Origin of the sequence: Janthinobacterium sp. SUN118 (genome assembly GCF_030397695.1) — a bacterium.
Taxonomy (GTDB): domain Bacteria; phylum Pseudomonadota; class Gammaproteobacteria; order Burkholderiales; family Burkholderiaceae_D; genus Janthinobacterium.
The window spans coordinates 3,146,068-3,162,698 of the sequence record NZ_JAPUBV010000001.1 but is presented as its reverse complement, the minus strand read 5'-3'; the positions used below and the strand labels follow the sequence as shown (position 1 = coordinate 3,162,698).

The 16,631-nt window shown below is 62.7% G+C and carries 14 protein-coding genes; 7 read left to right on the top strand and 7 right to left on the bottom strand.

Features of this window, described 5'->3' with window-relative positions; genetic code table 11:
* Positions 1 to 485: 485 nt before the first annotated feature.
* The gene (locus tag O0880_RS14175; protein WP_289887038.1) at positions 486 to 812 is read right to left on the bottom strand and encodes a hypothetical protein; all 327 of its coding nucleotides are present in this window, start codon (positions 810 to 812) and stop codon (positions 486 to 488) included.
* A gap of 114 nt (positions 813 to 926) precedes the next feature.
* Positions 927 to 2,126: a YbfB/YjiJ family MFS transporter gene (locus tag O0880_RS14170; RefSeq protein WP_289887037.1), complete on the bottom strand. Its 1,200-nt coding sequence runs from the start codon at positions 2,124 to 2,126 to the stop codon at positions 927 to 929.
* 457 nt (positions 2,127 to 2,583) lie between these two features.
* Between O0880_RS14170 and O0880_RS14165 the strand changes: the two genes are divergently transcribed.
* Positions 2,584 to 3,213 (top strand): hypothetical protein, encoded by a 630-nt coding sequence (locus O0880_RS14165; protein WP_289887036.1) that lies wholly within the window; start codon positions 2,584 to 2,586, stop codon positions 3,211 to 3,213.
* A gap of 22 nt (positions 3,214 to 3,235) precedes the next feature.
* Here the strand turns inward: O0880_RS14165 and O0880_RS14160 are convergent, their stop codons facing one another.
* Positions 3,236 to 4,084: an SIP domain-containing protein gene (locus O0880_RS14160; RefSeq protein ID WP_289887035.1), complete on the bottom strand. Its 849-nt coding sequence runs from the start codon at positions 4,082 to 4,084 to the stop codon at positions 3,236 to 3,238.
* Between the two features lie 111 nt (positions 4,085 to 4,195).
* Between O0880_RS14160 and O0880_RS14155 the strand changes: the two genes are divergently transcribed.
* The gene (locus O0880_RS14155) at positions 4,196 to 4,774 is read left to right on the top strand and encodes a TetR/AcrR family transcriptional regulator (protein WP_289887034.1); all 579 of its coding nucleotides are present in this window, start codon (positions 4,196 to 4,198) and stop codon (positions 4,772 to 4,774) included.
* A gap of 18 nt (positions 4,775 to 4,792) precedes the next feature.
* Here the strand turns inward: O0880_RS14155 and O0880_RS14150 are convergent, their stop codons facing one another.
* Entirely contained in the window at positions 4,793 to 5,893 is a 1,101-nt protein-coding gene (locus O0880_RS14150) for a tryptophan 7-halogenase (RefSeq protein ID WP_289887033.1), read from the bottom strand.
* The gene (locus O0880_RS14145; protein ID WP_289887032.1) at positions 5,890 to 7,767 is read right to left on the bottom strand and encodes a LodA/GoxA family CTQ-dependent oxidase; all 1,878 of its coding nucleotides are present in this window, start codon (positions 7,765 to 7,767) and stop codon (positions 5,890 to 5,892) included. Before O0880_RS14145 ends, O0880_RS14150 begins: the two co-directional genes overlap by 4 nt.
* Positions 7,768 to 8,125: 358 nt before the next feature.
* On the opposite strand from O0880_RS14145, the gene O0880_RS14140 reads away from it, so the two are divergent.
* The gene (locus tag O0880_RS14140; protein ID WP_071326501.1) at positions 8,126 to 8,866 is read left to right on the top strand and encodes a hypothetical protein; all 741 of its coding nucleotides are present in this window, start codon (positions 8,126 to 8,128) and stop codon (positions 8,864 to 8,866) included.
* Here O0880_RS14140 and O0880_RS14135 read toward each other — a convergent pair.
* Both O0880_RS14135 and O0880_RS14130 read right to left on the bottom strand, forming a co-directional pair.
* Positions 8,827 to 9,228 (bottom strand): hypothetical protein, encoded by a 402-nt coding sequence (locus O0880_RS14135; protein WP_071323916.1) that lies wholly within the window; start codon positions 9,226 to 9,228, stop codon positions 8,827 to 8,829. The two genes, O0880_RS14140 and O0880_RS14135, sit on opposite strands and share 40 nt — an antisense overlap.
* Positions 9,229 to 9,239: 11 nt before the next feature.
* Positions 9,240 to 12,509 (bottom strand): winged helix-turn-helix domain-containing protein, encoded by a 3,270-nt coding sequence (locus O0880_RS14130; RefSeq protein WP_289887031.1) that lies wholly within the window; start codon positions 12,507 to 12,509, stop codon positions 9,240 to 9,242.
* A 381-nt stretch (positions 12,510 to 12,890) separates the two neighbouring features.
* Here O0880_RS14130 and tssB point away from each other — a divergent pair, with 381 nt between their 5' ends.
* The 4 genes from tssB (at position 12,891) to O0880_RS14110 (ending at position 16,552) form a co-directional block, all read left to right on the top strand.
* On the top strand, positions 12,891 to 13,448 hold the full coding sequence (gene tssB, locus O0880_RS14125) for a type VI secretion system contractile sheath small subunit (RefSeq protein ID WP_071323914.1): 558 nt from the start codon (positions 12,891 to 12,893) through the stop codon (positions 13,446 to 13,448).
* Positions 13,449 to 13,495: 47 nt separating this feature from the next.
* Positions 13,496 to 14,983: a type VI secretion system contractile sheath large subunit gene (gene tssC, locus O0880_RS14120; protein ID WP_289887030.1), complete on the top strand. Its 1,488-nt coding sequence runs from the start codon at positions 13,496 to 13,498 to the stop codon at positions 14,981 to 14,983.
* Between the two features lie 76 nt (positions 14,984 to 15,059).
* Positions 15,060 to 15,545 (top strand): type VI secretion system tube protein Hcp, encoded by a 486-nt coding sequence (locus O0880_RS14115; RefSeq protein ID WP_071323912.1) that lies wholly within the window; start codon positions 15,060 to 15,062, stop codon positions 15,543 to 15,545.
* A gap of 371 nt (positions 15,546 to 15,916) precedes the next feature.
* Positions 15,917 to 16,552, top strand: coding sequence for a YopT-type cysteine protease domain-containing protein (locus O0880_RS14110; protein ID WP_289887029.1), 636 nt, complete (start codon positions 15,917 to 15,919; stop codon positions 16,550 to 16,552).
* Positions 16,553 to 16,631: the final 79 nt, after the last annotated feature.

Sequence of the window (16,631 nt, the reverse complement as noted above, 5' to 3'; positions counted from 1 at the left end):
GCATGCGATTTCATTCCTGTTTTACCTTGTCTGCGGCAAGTGTCAACTTTTTTAGTTAGGTATGATTAGACTGGCTGTTTTGCTCGGTATGACGGGGTAGGTTGGCTAGTCCGGTTTTCATGGACATTCTAATAGGGGACAATGTGCCCCGGAGATATTCATGAAAAGAATCAATTGCCTTCGAAACGGGAGATCGTTCCCACTTTATCGAAATCAACACCAATGTTGCGCGCCGCATTCACAGATGAATTTAAGCGCGATGCGGTAGCGCGGCTGCGCGGGCAATCAAAGTGCCACGAATTTGGCGGTAGAACTAGGGCTACGTCGCAATTAGCTCTACAAATGGGTGAAGAAACTCGATGAGCAATCCATGGACGAAGCCTTGCGCTCACCCGGCCGGCTACCGGTTGGCAATCTGAATGAGATAGAACAGTTACGACGTGACCTTAGCAGTGCCCAGGAGGAACTGGCCATCTTAAAAAAATTTAGATGCGTAAGCGTGCCATTGTTTCGTTTCTGTTGCTATAGCGGGCCTGATATTGCGCAAGTGACAGTGTGACCGCGCGGCGCTGTTGCCTTGGCGTATCTTTGAATGCATCGGAACGCTGCGATTGCTGATGTGCTGAAATGAACGCGGCGTCGCCCAGAAGAATCTGATGGCCGCTGTGAGTGAGTGGACTTTCCTCTCCTCTCGCGCCGGCGACAAACTGGCAATGACGGGTTTTGCAGGTGAGGGTATTTTTGAGGGTATCGGCAACTGAATGGTTTGGAAAATACTGAAAAATCAAGCGCTTGGCCAGCTCGTTGACCATTGAATGAATAATTTCTTATCCGGCATCATAAGGTGACGCCAGATCAAAGTGCCTGCCAAGCCCCTGATTCATCAGGGTTTTTTTTACGCCAGCACGAGATAAGGCAAAAGTCGCTTATGCAGCCGTTGCCAGCGCCTTCTGCCGCGCTGCCAGTGCCGCGCCGATGAAGAGGGCGATGGCCGAGGCGATCAGGCCGCGCTCCAGGCCGGCAGGGCCGTCGGCGATCCAGCCGACGACGATGGGCCCGACGATCTGGCCCAGCGCGAACACCGTCGTGTAGGCGCTGATGCCTGCCGTCCAGGATGCTTGCGGCAAATTATGCCGCACCAGGGCCGTGGTCGACGCCACCACCGACAGGAACACGGCGCCAAAGACCAGGCCGGAGAGGAACACGACGGGTACAAAGCTCGTCAATGCGGGCAGGATGGTGACCGTGCCCAGCACGCCATTCAAGATCGCCAGCGATTCGCCGCCCTGGTAGCGGTCCAGCATGCGCGCCCAGATGCGCGACGACGCCACCACCGCCAGGCCCAATACAGTGTAGAACACGGTGATCAAGGCGGGTGTCATGCCTTGCTGCTTGAGCAGGGCGATGACGAAGGTCATGTAGCCGATGTAGCCGACGCCAAACATGAAGTAGCCGGCCAGGCTGGGGGCGAAATCGCGCCAGGCGAAGCGCTGCTTCGCGTCCAGGGTGCGCGGCGCTTCGCCGATGGCCCTGGCTGGCAAGGCCATGATGGCGGTGGCGAGCAGGCAGGCGATGCCGAGCGCCAGCCATGGCCATTGCCAGGCATGCGCGGCGCCGTGCTCGTGCGCGGCAGCCAGCGCAGCCGGCACCAGCAGGGCCGATAGCGCGATGCCGAAGCCCGTGCCGCCGTAATACAGACCGATATAGAAGCCGGCATGCCGGCTATGCATGGAACCGAGGCGCGCCGCCAGCACGCCGCCGGCGATGAACATGAAGGCGCTGGCCACGCCAGCGCACACGCGCTGCAGGAACAGGACCGTGGTATCGCTGACCAGGCCCGACAGCAGCATGAAGATGCTGGCCAGCACGGAACCGGCGACCAGCAAGCGCCAGACTCCGAGGCGGCGCATCAGGGCGGGCGTCGCCAGGGCGCCGAGAAAGTAGCCGAGCGCATTGAAGGTGTTCATGGCGCCCGCCAGCAGGTAGGACCAGCCGAGGTCGGCGCGCATGGGCGGCAGCAGCAAGCCATAGGAAAAGCGCGACAGGCCGAGGGCGACGGCCGCGCCCAGCGAGAGTGCCAGCGCCGTGGCCAGCGGATGGGCCGGGGAATGATCGTGTGTCGGCATGCCTGGAGACCTGTCAGTGTGTACGCGTGCGGTGGAATCGAAGCCGAGGTGCGGCATGTCGGCAGGCGGGGACTATGGGGCAGCGCGGTGCGACGTTCAGCGCATGCCTTTTTACTATCAAGTTAATGAATATTGATTTAGAAGTCAAGTATTTGCCGGCTGCCTCTCCGCTGGCCTTTTCGACTGTTGTAGCGCCGCCATGGAGCACTTTATGCCGGAGATAGGCGGGTGCTCATGCGCTTATATATTGTTGCTTTTGAAGCCATGCAATAACATATACTTGCAAATGAGAAATTAAAAGCAGTGACATTCCCGCCCTGGCTGACATCGCATGAACGCCAGCTCCATGGGCATGGCATGTGCATGCAGCAAGCACCGGCGCTGGAGGGAATCGCGGACTCGTCTTCCCGGCGCTGTTTTTCCCGAGTCCGCGCAGGTCCTGAGCAAGGAGCAATTGATGGCTACCCGATTCAACGTCAACTTCAACGTGTCAGCGGACGAGCTGCAAGGCAAGACCGTGCTGGTCTTTTTGAAACCGCAGCAGCCGCAGCGCAATTACCAGATCCACGCCTGGCAAGTGTTGACGGGATCGGCCGGCGCTACCGAATCGTTCGATTACGAGGCGCAGATCTCGACCGACGTGAGCAGCCTCGACGTCAACGACAGCAAGATCTTCTCGGGCCGCAAGAACGTCTTGCCGGGCCAGTTGCTGTCGGTCGTGAGCCCGGCCGGCTTGTCGCCGCAGCTGCAGCCTGCCGCCACGTCGCTGGCACAAACCAAGCTGACGCCGCAGCAGTGCGGCGTGATCAACCAGACCAATCCCTACATCCAGTTCGACAGCAACTGGTATGTCAGCGGCAGGCCCGTCGTGAGCATGCCGTATGTCGATACGAACATGACGGTGAGCTTCGAGTACCTGCCCAATTTTTATTTCATGGTGGCCACGCCGCCCATGGTGGGCCAGACTTACATCGTGCAGAATTTCTCGGACATGACGCAGTACGTGATGCCGGACACGGCCACCGAAGTGGACGTCGCGCTGAGCCGCAACCAGGGCCTGTGGACCTTCGACTTCGCCGCCAGCTAAGGCGCCGGCACCCCGGGGCGGCTTAGACCTCGACCGCCAGGTCGTCGAAGTCGGCCAGGGTGCCGCCATTGGCGATCAGGCGGTCGAAACTCGCTCGCCGGCGCGCGTCGATTTCGGTATTGCTGACGCCGCGCTTCCAGTAGCCGGCCACCAGTACCTGTTCCTTGGCCAGGCCGGCCTTGATGCGGAAATGCTGGCGCAGCGCGCGCATTTCGTCGCGTTCGCCGGCGCCCCAGATCACATAATCGTGCGGGTTGGCGAGCTTGCTTGCCTGGGCCGCCAGCGGGCCGTCCGGCGCCACATGCGCGCTGCCGAGGCGCTGCAGCTGCAGACCGGGCACGGCGGGAAGTTCGTCAAACGCCGCCGCATCATCCGTCACCACCCAGCCGATGCCGGCAACGTTGGCGGGCCATTGTTCCAGCATCGCGTACAGGGCAGGTATGCCCGTCTCGTCGAGGAAGAGGGCGACCTTGCGCCCGTTGCCATCGGCCACGGTGAACTGCGGGCGCGGCCCGGTGAGCCGGAAGGTGTCGCCCACGCGCAGGCCGGCGCCCCAGCGCATCATCGGGCTGGTGTGGGCATGCAGCACGATATCGAAGGTAAGCGCGGCCGTGGCTGCGTCATAGCTGCGCACGGTATAGATGCGCGATGCGCCACCATGGTCGGCTCCGTCCAGATGGATGCGGAAGGCCACGTTGGGCAGCGACCAGTTGGCGTCGTCGCCCGAGCGGGCCAGGCTGGCCGTGACGCGCAGCACGCTGGGAACGGGGCGCGCGATGGCGCTGACGGCGGCGGTGACTTCATGCAGGCTGCGGTCATGCTCGGCGCTGCGCAGCTGGCCGCTGGGTTGCTGTTCCGACATTTCTGCCATGGTACTGACTCCTTAGTCTTGGGTAATTAGTTTCATCATGCTAAACTAATTATCCAAAACCGACAACGCAGCTGCCGCCACGCAAAAATACATATGAATACTGCAACGCCTGTGACACGCCCCGGACCGCGCCCCGGGCGTCCCCGCACCATCACGCGCGAGCGCATCGCCGACGCCGGCATCGCGATGGGCTTGCCCAGCCTGACTTTTGTCGGCATCGCCGCCTTGCTCGGCGTCAGTCATATGGCGCTCTACAAGCATGTGGCGAATCTGGCGGCGCTCAAGCTGCTGGTTGCCGAGGAAATTTTTGTTCGTTGGGAAATGCCGGCTGCCGGCGACGATGGGCTGGACGCCTACCTGGTGCGCTTCAGTGCTTCGCTGCGGACACTTGTCAAGGCGCACCCGGGTCTGGCGCCGTATCTGCTGCGCCGCAAGGCAACGCCGCCCGCCATGCTGGCCAGGATCGATGCCCACCACGAACACGTCGCGCATGCCTACGCACTGCCCAAGGCCCGCGCCCGCTGGCTGCTGTCGACGGTGGCCTTGCACTGCGTGGCCCTGGCCGACACCGTGTATGCGCAGGCGGGCGATGAATGGGACGGGGAGGAGGCCGGGATCGAGGCCGAATTTGACCTGGGCATGCGCGCGCTGATCGTGGGCGCGCTTGCCCTGCCGATTGCATGGCCTTGAACGACTGGCGCCGGGATGTCAGGCGGTCCGCGCTTGCCGGCGCCGGTTCCAGAACGGCGCTGAGGGCCAGCGTGTTTCCTGGCCATAGCAGAATGCCAGGTGGCGCCGGTAAGCCGCGCCGATGGCCGCAAGTTCCCCATTGTAGTGGTGGAAAGCACCGGCATCGCCATGCAGCGTTCGGTCAGCGGCCTCGGCGGCCGCCAGGCCCGTGTACAGGGCGTTGAAGATGCCCTGCGACGACAAGGGGTCGAAGCTCAGGGCGGCGTCGCCGACGGCGAACCAGCCTGGTCCGGCGCCAGCGTCGAGGCTTGCCGAGTGGGCCGGTGTCGCCATGGCTCGCGTATCGGAGGCATAGTCTTGCTGTGCCAGCAGCGCCTGCAAGCCCGGCAGGCGCCGCGCCGCCGTTTCCAGCCAGCTGGTGTCGCGCAATGCTGCGCGCGGCAGCAAGTCGGCGTCCGTATGCAGGGCCAGCACGCGCCGCTGGCCGGGCAGGGGGGCGCTGTACCACCAGCCGTGCTCGCATGCCTCGATGTGCGAAAAACCGCGCTGCGACGGCGCCAGGTCGCGCCCATATTGCCAGACGGATATTAAGCGGTCGCTGCGCTGGCGCCGCGCGCCGGCCTTGCGCGCCAGCTGTGCATTGCGCCCCGTGGCGTCGATGACGATGCGCGCGATGGCCTCGCACGTGCCGCCTTGCGTGTTCAGCCGCACGCGCCAGCCCTCATCCCCGGCGGTCATTGCCGCGACACTGGCCGAGGCCAGCAGTGCGGCGCCGCGCTGGCGCGCCTCCTCGCGCAGCCACAGATCGAAGGTGCCGCGCGCCAGGTGCCAGCCATGGCCATCGGGGTCGCTGAGGAAGTGGTGCTCCGTCTGCGCACCGTTCCACCAGGCACGGTTGCCGTGGTAGGGCGCATGACCCTGGCGCAGGAAGGGTTCGAGCAGCCCCATGTCCCGCAGCAGGCGCGCGGCGGCCGGCGGCAGCGATTCGCCGATGCGCGGCAGCGGCGCGGCCAGCCGGTCGACCAGCAAGACCCGGTGCCGGCCCGCCAGGTTGAGCGCGGCCGTGGCGCCGGCAGGGCCGGCGCCAACGACGAGCACGTCGGCCTGCAGCACCGTCACAAACGGTGCCGCTGCAGGTGGCGCGCTTTTTCCGTCCCTTCCAAGTCGACGTCGACGAACTCGTCCGGTATGGCCGCGGCGGCGCGCAGCTGGTGCCTGCCGGCCATGGGCTGCGGCAAGTTCTCGACCTGCACGCTGGCCGGGAAGCCGCTCACGTCCGTGGGGCCGGGACGCACTTCCACCACGCCCACCTGGGCCAGGTCGGCGATCATGTTGTTGATCTGCTCTTCATAGCTGATGTTGCCCAGCGGGCGTATCCACGCGGCGCGCCGGGCGAACGCGGCCAGGCGTTCCTCGGCGGGCACTTCGCGGTTCATCAGCGTATCGTAGGCCAGCTTGCTCATCACCTGGTTGGGCACGCGCGCGGGCCAGAACGTGGGCACGTATGGATCGTAGTCGGACTGGTAGCCGGAGCGGCAGCTGGCCGTGTCGGTCTGCCATGGCACGGCCATCCAGCGCGTGACGCCGCCGGCGATCTGTGCCGAGCAGGGGCTGCTGATATTGTCTGGTGTCAAGACGGCGCCGTAATCCGGCTCCACCCAGCCAGGCGGACGGTGCGCCAGGCGGAAGGGGGCGCTGTACATGCTGGCCTGGCGCATGGGCCAGGTCATTTCGCAACCGGGGTGGAAGGCGTCGGCCAGGCAGAATTCCATGGCCGCGCGCAGCAGCGTGTCCGGTTGCAGGGACAGTTCCACCTCGGCCAGGCTTTGCGGCGGAAGCTTGCCGGGCGCATAGTCGGCCGTGAACTCGCCGGCCGCCCACTGTTTGAGGAAACGCAATTGCAAGTTGCTCAGCGCGCAGTTCTGGCGCGGCGTGTCTGCCGGCGGGATGGCCATCGCGTCGCCATACAGCCACGGCCATGGCGATGGCGCCCAGGCGTCGCGCTCAAACTGGCGGAACTGGTTATAGATGACCGTGCGCCATTCCTTGCGGTTCTCGGACGGGCTGGCCAGGCGCGCCATCCACTCGTCGCGGCTGAACGGCGTGCTGCCATCCCAGCCGAAGGCGGCGGCGAAGCCGGCGTTGACCCATTGCAGGTTGGACAGGCGCTCGAAAATGGGGCGGATATCATCCTGGAATGAGGGAACGGCGGGCGCTGCCAGCTTTCCTTCGGAAACGAACAGGTCGCGCATCAAATCCCACATCGTGCGGACCGATTTTTGCTGCGGCGCATAATCGGGCGGCGCGACGACCACCCAGGCCATGTCGACGGGCAAGGCGCTGCCCTGGTAGCGCACGCTGGCGCAGACGGGGCCGTCTGCCGTGTCGTCATGCCAGCCTTCATTGTTGGCAAAGGTGATGGCGCGCGCGCCATTCCACGAAGCCGACTTGCCGTGGCCGCCCAGCACGATCAGCCGTCCCATGGCATCCGTGCGCAATTCGCCCAGGTAGACGCGCTGGCCCATGAAGCTGCCGCTGTCGAAGGCCACGGCCGGCTGTTCGCTGCCGCTGATCTTGCGCTCGCCCGGCGTGATGGCCAGCAGCGCGCGGTCGGTGACGGCCATGTTGCGCAGGAAGGAGGGCTGGGTGGCATTGGCTTCCGGAATGTCGAGCGCGATCTGGAACTGGTACCAGGCGGCCTTGGTGTTGGCCAGCGTCACCGACCATTCGATGTCGGCATTGCTGGCGTTCAATTCGGCCACCGCGACGCCCGCTGCGTTCAAGCCGTAGATGCGGAAGCCGGCCGCCTGGCGCTTGATCGCTCCGGCCGCCTCGCGGTAATAGCCGGCCGGCCTGGGGGCCGGCTCCGGCACTTCCGGTCCCAGAAAGTATTCCGTCGGGCTATTGCCGACGCGCGCGATGCCGATCGGCGGATAGATGGCTGCCTTGACGATGCGGGTATCTTGAGGGGGAGTAAGCGAGGGGCCGGACATGATATTCCTTTCCAGGTGGCATTACAGGGAAGGAAAATATACCGCATAAAATCTCGCCCAAATACGCACATAGTCACCGCATCGGGCATTTCGCGCGGGACATTTTCACGCCCGTGGCGCATTCCCCCTGAACTTGTCCGGGCAGGGATTGGATCGGCGGAAAATGTTTTTTTGCAGCATCTGCGAAGCGCCTGGCCCGGGGAAATCCCACCGTAAGGTGATCGTAAGGTAAGAATTCCAGGCTTCCATTAGAGTAATTTCCAGCACGCAACAAGTGCATCGCGGAAAATACTTCTCATCGGAATCTCTCATGAATGCTCGACTCCAACTGGCGGCAGACGCCAGCGATGTTTCTTTTATGCAAGATGCTGTATGGCAGTCGGTACGGCAATTGCTGGCCAGTCCCACGTTCGCCAAGGCGCCGCGCATGTGCCGCTTGCTGTCGTTCCTGGTGGAGAAAAAACTCGGCGGACTCGAGCATCAGATCAGCGAGTATGCGATTGGCCTGGAAGTGTTTCGCCGCGACGCGCATCTGTACGACACCAGCCTGGATCCCGTCGTCAGGGTGCAGGTAGGGCGCTTGCGCGGCCGGCTGGCGGCCTATTACAAGAGTCTGGCGGCCGTGCCCGAGGTGCAGATTAGTATCCCGCTGGGAAAATATGTCCCGCAAGTCACGCAAAGGAGGGCGTCGTTCCAGTCCCTGGACCAGCCACCTCCGCTGCAGATGTTGTCGTTACGCAATCTTACCTGCGATGGCAGCAGCAGTGTCTTTGTCAGCGGTCTGGAGGAAGAGTTGGGTTGCCGCTTGTTCCAGGCTTTCGGCAGTGGCGTGCTGTTGCCGGACATGGCGCCGGCCTGGCCCGGGGCCGGTGCCTTGCGTCCCGCGCAGCGGCTCGAAGGCAGCATCCGCGTCGAGCAGGGCCGCGTGCGCGCATGCATGCGCCTGGTTGACGCGGCGGCCGGCCATATTGCCTGGCTATCGCAGTTCGACAGCCGGGGCGAGCTGGGCATGGCCATGCAGGAAGAGCTGGCCACGGCAATTTGCGGCCAGCTGCAGCATTACATTTCCGGACGGCCAGGCGGGATGTTGCCTTCCTGAGGATCGAACGATACTTCGATGCCGGTCAAGGCGTTGCGGTAGTTAATATAGAAGTTGTATGTGTCGAGCGTGGTGTAGGGGTTGATGGTCATCACCGACAGGTTGTACGCGCCCGCCACCTGCGCCAGCACGGGCGACGTGCCGTTTGGCGAAGTGTTGACAATGGTCCAGCCATTGCGCGTGGACTCGTAGTCCAGGAGGAACAGGCAATAGGTCGCCTGCTTGCTGGTCAGGTCGCAAATCGGGGATTGCTGATAGGTCAGGCCGGTGATGGGCGACCAGTAGCTGTACCGCACTTGCGCATTCTGATCGTTGCCTATGATGGAGATGGTGATGGTACGCTGCGGTGTAGTAAATGCCATACGATTCCTTCTTAACGAGTGGAGATGAATTGGACATACGAGTGTTCGCGATAACCGATCTGCTTCAAACGGTCGGCCGCCAGCTGGACTGCCTCCTCGTTCTGCAGGCAGGCATTGACGCGTACCCAGGGATCGAGGATTTGATGGTTCATCGTTGAGGCGCCTTCCTCTTCGATCATGCCATACGCTTGTTTACATGTCATCATTAATGATATGAAATCTTTTTGTTCCTGCTGAAGCGTCGCCAGCAGCAGCAAGGTTTCGATCAGGGCCAGCCTGCCGCTCAGGCTGGATGGGTTGCCGGCGTACAGCTGCTGCAGCGCCGCGCTGGCCCTGTCGATTTCCTGCCGCGCCGCTTCCGCCTTGCCCGTCGCCCGCAGCGCCGCACCCATGCGTGCGCGCGCCAGCGCCTCGCGGCGCGCCCAGGAGGCGTTCTTCGGGTCCAGGGCCAGCATCGTTTGCAGCCGTCCATGCACGGCCGTCAGCCTGGGCAATACCTTGGCCGCCGGCGTGCCGCGGGCGATCACGCGCAGTTGCTCCTGCTCCAGGTTCGTCAGCTCTCCCTGCCAGGCCCGGTTGTTGCGGTCCTGTCCCACGATCTGGGTAAACAACTGTTTCGCTTCATCGTAGTCGCGCAGGGCATCGGCATCCATGCCGCGCGCCACGCCCAGCATGGCCCGATGCTGCAAGGCGCGCACCAGGCGGTAGATCCACATCGATTCGCCAGGGAAACGCTCGCGCAAGTCCAGCGCCAGCTGCATTTCGTGCGCGTACAGCTGTTGCGCCTCGTCCAGCTCGCCCAGCGATTCCTTGGCCGACGCCAGCCAGGAATAGCTGTCGGCCAGCTCGGCGGCGACGCTATGCGAATCGGGCGCGTGTTCCAGCGCGCGCCGCTTCAGGGCGATCGATTGCAGGAACTGCGGCACGGCCTGCTGCGGCATGCCGCGCGTCTGCGCCAGCGCGCCCAGGTTGTTGTGGGCATACGACTGTTCCACCCACCATTCGACATTGTCGGGCTCCAGCCGGTGCAGCAGGTCGGCGAATTTCTGGTATTCACGCCAGGCGTCTTCGGCCGCCTGCCAATTGTTCTGGTCCTTGTGCATCTGTCCCACCCAGTAGGCGTTCGCGCCCAGGTTCTTCAGCACCTGCGTATCTTGCGGCGCCATGCGGTGCTGGCGCATCAGGATGGTGTTGGCTTGTCGCAAAGCATCGATGGCGTGTTTCGAGTCGCCGCGTGAACGGCTCACTTCACCAATCACTTGCAAGCCTCTGGCGCGCAAGGTCAGCGCGTTCGGGCTCAGGTCGTCGTCCTGCGAACCGCTCAGGTAGCGCAATGCCTTCAGGCTGACCGACTCGAGGAATTCCAGCCGGCCCAGTGGCCGGAGCTTGTCGGCGAAGTCGCCCAGCATGAAATCCATCAGGCTTTCGGCCTCGCTGCGGCGCAATTCCGCCGTGCGCTTGGCCGCCAGCGCGCTCAGGCCGAGGATGGACGCCAGCAAGGCCAGCACGACGATCAGCGCCAGGGCCAGCACGCGCACGCGGTCGCGCTGGCGCGCGCGCCGCTCGGAACTGCGGATGAATTCGCTTTCCGGTTCCGTCAGCGTCAGCACGCCGGCTTGCCGCAATTCCTTCGCTTCGTCGAGCAATTTTCCTTGTGGCAACAAAAAATCCACGGGCCGGCCTTCGTCGCGCCAGCGGCCCGCCTGCTGCGCCAGGCGTCCGCGCGCCCGCAGCGCGCCGCGGTGGGCCGTGATCCAGTCCGTCATGCGCGGCCAGCGCCGCAGGATGGCGTCGTGGGCGATGCCGAACACGGGCACGCCACCGACCAGGTCGCTGACGAACAGGCGCGACTCGACCAGCGCGTCCATCGCCTGGCGCGCCGCCTCGCCGCGCAGGGCCGACCACGGCGCGCGCTGGCTGGTGACGTTCTCTTCATCGATCGACAGCACGCTGACGAGGGACATGATATGCGGCAGGAACGCTTGCTGGGCCTCGCTCATGGCCAGCACGACCTGTTCCGCGCGCAGGCCGATGGCGCCTTCGAGGTCGCCCAGCTGATGGAAGGCTTCGAAGCTCAGTTCGCCATCCTGCGTGCGCATGCGATACAGTTCCTGCAGGCAATATTGCAGCAGGGGCAGGGCGTCGGGACTGTCGGCCGCGCATTTGCACAGCACATCGTCGAGCCGCGCCAGCGAGACGGGGTCGATGCCGAACGTCAGCTTGGCCGCCGCGGCCGGCTTGCGGATGATTTCCGCAAAATCGCTGACGCCGGGCGGGCCCAGGTCGAAATGGCCGCCGTGGCGCTTGCCTTCCGTCAGCAGGGTGTATCTGGCGAGGCTGGGATAGAAATCATTGCGGCAGGCCAGCACCAGCACGGCGGCGCTGCTGCGGGCCAGCTGTTCCAGCGTGTGCAGGAAGGCGCGCCGCTCCGGCTCGCCGATGCGCGTGACATTGAACAGGGCCTCGAAACGGTCGATGAAGATGGCAAAGCGCGTGCCGGGCAGGTTCCGTTCGGCCAGCGCGGCGTCCAGCTCGGCGATGACGCTGGCACAGCCGTGCTCCAGGCGCGTGCCGAGGGAAACGGCATTGTCGCCAGGAAACGCCCAGCGGTCTTCCCATTGCAGATCCAGCAGCGCGCCCGCCAGCGCTGTAAACAGGGTCTGTTCGCCCTGGTCGATCAAGTCGAAGGTGGTGCTGGCCAGCAGGCGCAGCTCGGCGCCCGCGCGTTCGCCCGACAGGGCGGGCAGCAGGCCGGCCTGGATCAGCGAGGTCTTGCCCGAGCCGCTGGGGCCCAGCACCAGCATCAGGGCAAAGCCGCTGCTGACCTGTGCCTGCACGGCGTCGCTGAGCTGGCGGATGCTTTCGTCGCGCCCGAAAAACACGTCGGCGTGGCTTTCATCGAAGGCCAGCAAGCCGCGAAACGGCGAGCCGGCGCCCCAGCTCTTGCGCGCGGTATTGCCCGGCAAGTCGAAGTCCAGCGGCGCCAGGGCACGGTAGCCGCGCTTGCGTATCGTTTCGATGTAGACGGGTGACGTGGCGTGATCGCCGAGAAGGCGGCGCAGTTGCGCGATATTCTTGTGGAGGGGACTGTCGCCGTACAGGGTGCTGCCCCAGCACCGCTCCAGCAGCTCGTCCGCGCTGACGATGTCGCCCTTCGCCATGCACAGCGCCAGCAGCACATCCATCGTGCGCGGTTCCATCTGGCGCCGCTCGTCCGCGTTCTCGATGCTGTTGGTGGAGGGATGGACGAACCAGGCACCAAAGCGAAACCGGTTTTTCATGCGGCGGCCGGGTGCGGTGAAGGAAGCAGGGCGGAGGCACGCAAAGCAGACATGATGATGTGTTTCTGTAATGCAATTTTACTATCTTAGCACGATTTTTCTTGGCCGCAACAGCGAAATGGACGTCTTTTAACGGCTGTCTGTTTCGCGTAACAGCGGCGCGTAACACGGCGCCCAGGCGACACACGGGTCCGGGCCTGATACCACGTTGATACTTGTGTTACGCCGCGGCACAGTCCTACCATCATTTCCGAACTACCCGATTTACAACATGTGTGGACGGTGTTTTCAACGGTTGGCCCGGGCTTGCGCAAGCTGTGCGGCGCTTCACCCACCCACCTGGCCGTCTCTCCGCTGCATAAAATTTCTAGTGAGGGTGTGATGTCAGACAGCTTGCAAAAATGGGTGGGACGGAACCGTCCGCCGCGCGTCCAGATTACCTACGACGTGGAAGTGGGGGGCGCCATCGAGAAAAAGGAATTGCCGCTGGTGGTGGGCCTGCTAGCCGACTTGTCCGGGCAGCCTCTGGTGGCGCCGCCGAAACTCAAGGCGCGCCGCCTGGTGGAAATCGACCGCGACAATTTCAACGAGGTGATGGCGAAGATCGCGCCGCGCCTCGACCTGTCCGTGCCCGATACCTACAAGAAGGACGGCAACCTGAAGATCGAACTGAACTTCAAGCAATTCGACGATTTCCATCCCGAAGCCATCACCAGGCAGATCCCGCGGCTGGCCAAGCTGCTGGAAGTGCGCCAGCAACTGCGCGACCTGCTGGGCAAGCTCGATGGCAACGACGAGCTCGATTCCTTGCTGGAAAATATCGTGCAGAACACGGAAGAGCTCAAAACCTTGCAGGCAGAAGGCGGCACGGCCACCCCGGCGGCCACGGCCGCGGCACCTGAAGCGGCTGCCGAGAGCACCGAGCCCGCCGCATCCTGATAGCGCCCACGCGCTGTTTTCTCCCACATTCAGAGAAAGAAACCATCATGGCCAGCAAGCAAGCGGTACAGGCCGGTGCAAGCACTACCAACGAGGAACTCAGCCTGTTGGATCGCATCGTCCAGGAAGGAAAAATGGCAGTCGAGCCATCGCAAAACGCCTACGCGCGCACGCTCCTGGGGCAATTCGCCACCCAGGTGCTCGACGAAGGCATGAAAAAAGCGCCCGACAAGGGCATCGTCACCATGATCAACGAGCGCGTGGCGCAGATCGACACCATCCTCAGCGAGCAGCTCAACGCCATCCTGCACGACGAGCGCTTCCAGGCACTGGAAGGTTCCTGGCGCGGCCTGCGCGACATGGTGATGGGCACGGAAACGGGCAGCAAGCTGAAACTGCGCCTGCTCAACGTGTCGAAAAAGGAACTGCTGAAAGACCTGGAAGGCGCCGTCGACCACGACATGAGCGTGCTCTTCAAGAAAGTCTACGAAGAGGAATACGGCACTTTCGGCGGCCACCCGTACTCGCTGTTCATCGGCGACTATTATTTTGGCCGCGATCCGCAAGACATGGCCCTGCTGCAGCGCCTGTCGAAAGTGGCGGCCGCCGCCCACGCGCCGTTCATCGCCGCCGCGTCGCCGTCGCTGTTCGACATGACCTCGTTTACCGAGCTGGGCGTGCCGCGCGACCTGTCGAAGATCTTCGAGAGCGCCGAGCTGACCACCTGGCGCGGCTTCCGCGAAACGGAAGATTCGCGCTACGTGGCCCTGGTGCTGCCCCGTTACGCGGCGCGCCTGCCGTACGGCGCCAAGACCAACCCGGTCGAATCGTTCGCCTACGAGGAAGACGTCGACGGCAAGGACCACGGCAAATACCTGTGGGCCAACGCGGCCTACCAGCTGGGCTTGCGCATCACGGATTCCTTCGCCAAGCACAGCTGGACGACGGCCATCCGCGGCGTCGAGGGCGGCGGCAAGATCACGGGCCTGACGGCGCACTCGTTCAAGACGGACGATGGCGACGTGGTGCTCAAGTGCCCGACGGAAGTGGCGATCACGGACCGGCGCGAAAAGGAACTCAACGACCTGGGCTTCATCGCGGTGGTCAATTCCAAGGGGTCGGACATGGCGGCCTTCTTCGGCGGCCAGTCCGTCAACAAGCCCAAGCTGTACAACCTGGACACGGCCAATGCCAACGCGGCGCTGTCCTCGCGCCTGCCGTACGTGCTGGCCGCCTCGCGCTTCGCCCACTACATCAAGGTGATCATGCGCGACAAGGTGGGCAGCTTCCAGACGCGTTCGAGCGTGGAAAACTTCCTCAACAACTGGCTCAGCGACTACGTGCTGCTCAGTTCCAACGCCTCGCAGGGCGAGAAGGCGCGTTTCCCGCTGTCCGAAGGGCGGGTCGACGTGACCGAAGTGGCCGGCAAGCCGGGCGCCTACTCGGCCACCGTGTTCCTCAAGCCGCACTTCCAGATGGAAGAGCTGACCACCTCGATACGCCTGGTGGCGGAATTGCCGGCCTCGGCCGCTTGATGGTCCATTCCTAACGCACCTCCGCACGGCCGCGGCATGACGCCGCTGCCGCTGCGTTCACCTTACGGAGCTATTCATGTCAGACGTACTCATCCTTGATCTGGGCGCCACCATCAAGGGCAACTGCACCATCACGGGCTATGCCGACAAGATCATCGTCAGCTCGTTTTCCCACAACGCCTACCTGCCCATGGGTAACGATGCCGGCAACACGGAACGCACCATGGGCCGCGCCGTGCTGTCGGAAATGTCGTTCTCGAAGTCGTCCGACCTGTCGACCACGGAACTGTTCAAGGCTTGCACCCAGGGCACCAAGATCGGTCCGGCCAAGCTGAACATCGGCCGCGTGGAAAACGGCGTCTACATGAACTTTATGACCTACGTCATGGACAACGCCATGATCTCGCAAATGAGCTGCAGCGGCGGCGGCGGCATCCCGAACGATTCGTTCTCGATCAATTTCACCAAGATCAAGGCCGACTTCACGCAGCAGAAGACGGATTCGACGTCCAAGGGCACGGGCACGTGGAACTGGAATCTGGAGACGATGAAGGCGGATTAAGGAGTAGAGCGCGTGCATAAAAAATTGCACGACGCCAATATAACCTGTGAGCATAGCGGCTAAGTTAGCGCCACAACATGGACGCTTTGCTTGCGTTACCTTGCATTTCGACAAACCTTAGCTTCTGCAGGTCGCCGAAGGCGACATAGGGAGGCGCCCGGTGCGGAACCGCCTGGCTATCGGCATATCCGTTTTGCCACTGGGGTGAGGTATTGGTCTGGATGTCCGCATGCCTTCCACTCAACAAAAGCGCCACGAGGTGGGGCATGGCAGTTTATGGCAGCGCGTGAAATGCGCCTGGTATCCCGGGTAAAACGATTATCGCAATTTCGCCAGGTTGTTAAGAAAATTTTCAGAGTCGGGGTAAATGTATGGCACTCGAACATTTGGTCGGTTGCAATCAAGCCATGTTCAGGGCGCGGCCTGGCGGTGCGTGTTGGGGAATCTCAATTGAGTTTTGCAAACACGCGCTAGATACTGGCGATGCGGTGCAAGCTATCTATGAAATGTTCGATCGCATATCTTCGGTAGCACGCAAGGCCGAGTCGCATATGCAGGCGCAGCAACTTAAAGTTCACGACGTGGCGAGGCCGATGTATGTGCGAGACGAACTTGGAAATATAGATGCGAACATAGAAAATCTATCGGGGCGGTTGACTCAGAACACGGCAATACAGGTTCGCCACAATGTCATTACGGAGATGATGGTTGGTAATGGAATCAAGAATATCGGCACCCTTTCTTCTTACTATGAGGGCGGGACTGGTCCGTTGATTGAAACTCTGATTTTGCTGAGTAAAAAAGCGGGTAATGCTGCAACGCTTTTTGACCTTCAGCAACCTTTAGGACATACGGTCGTCCTGCATTACTCGGGGGAAGGGCTCCATTTTTTCGATCCTAATGACGGATTGTGGCGTGTCGATTTATCAACTGCGGTTGCTGATCTGGTTGAGCGCTTCATGCCTTATACCTTTACGTTCGGCCATCTGTTGGTCAAAAAGAATTAAGCGCCAAGCCCGCCAATTATGCGTGATTCTCTGACAATGCCTGATTGGCTCCTGATCCCGGCGCCCCTTGGTGGACATA

Bases quoted from the DNA above. Each gene is read 5' to 3' on its own strand.
- O0880_RS14135 (WP_071323916.1), bottom strand. From the start codon at position 9,228: ATGGCATTTACTACACCGCAGCGTACCATCACCATCTCCATCATAGGC.
- O0880_RS14115 (WP_071323912.1), top strand. From the start codon at position 15,060: ATGTCAGACGTACTCATCCTTGATCTGGGCGCCACCATCAAGGGCAAC.
- tssB (WP_071323914.1), top strand. From the start codon at position 12,891: ATGTCAGACAGCTTGCAAAAATGGGTGGGACGGAACCGTCCGCCGCGC.
- tssC (WP_289887030.1), top strand. From the start codon at position 13,496: ATGGCCAGCAAGCAAGCGGTACAGGCCGGTGCAAGCACTACCAACGAG.
- O0880_RS14145 (WP_289887032.1), bottom strand. From the start codon at position 7,767: ATGTCCGGCCCCTCGCTTACTCCCCCTCAAGATACCCGCATCGTCAAG.
- O0880_RS14110 (WP_289887029.1), top strand. From the start codon at position 15,917: ATGGCACTCGAACATTTGGTCGGTTGCAATCAAGCCATGTTCAGGGCG.
- O0880_RS14130 (WP_289887031.1), bottom strand. From the start codon at position 12,509: ATGAAAAACCGGTTTCGCTTTGGTGCCTGGTTCGTCCATCCCTCCACC.
- O0880_RS14165 (WP_289887036.1), top strand. From the start codon at position 2,584: ATGGCTACCCGATTCAACGTCAACTTCAACGTGTCAGCGGACGAGCTG.
- O0880_RS14160 (WP_289887035.1), bottom strand. From the start codon at position 4,084: ATGGCAGAAATGTCGGAACAGCAACCCAGCGGCCAGCTGCGCAGCGCC.
- O0880_RS14175 (WP_289887038.1), bottom strand. From the start codon at position 812: ATGGTCAACGAGCTGGCCAAGCGCTTGATTTTTCAGTATTTTCCAAAC.
- O0880_RS14140 (WP_071326501.1), top strand. From the start codon at position 8,126: ATGCAAGATGCTGTATGGCAGTCGGTACGGCAATTGCTGGCCAGTCCC.
- O0880_RS14170 (WP_289887037.1), bottom strand. From the start codon at position 2,126: ATGCCGACACACGATCATTCCCCGGCCCATCCGCTGGCCACGGCGCTG.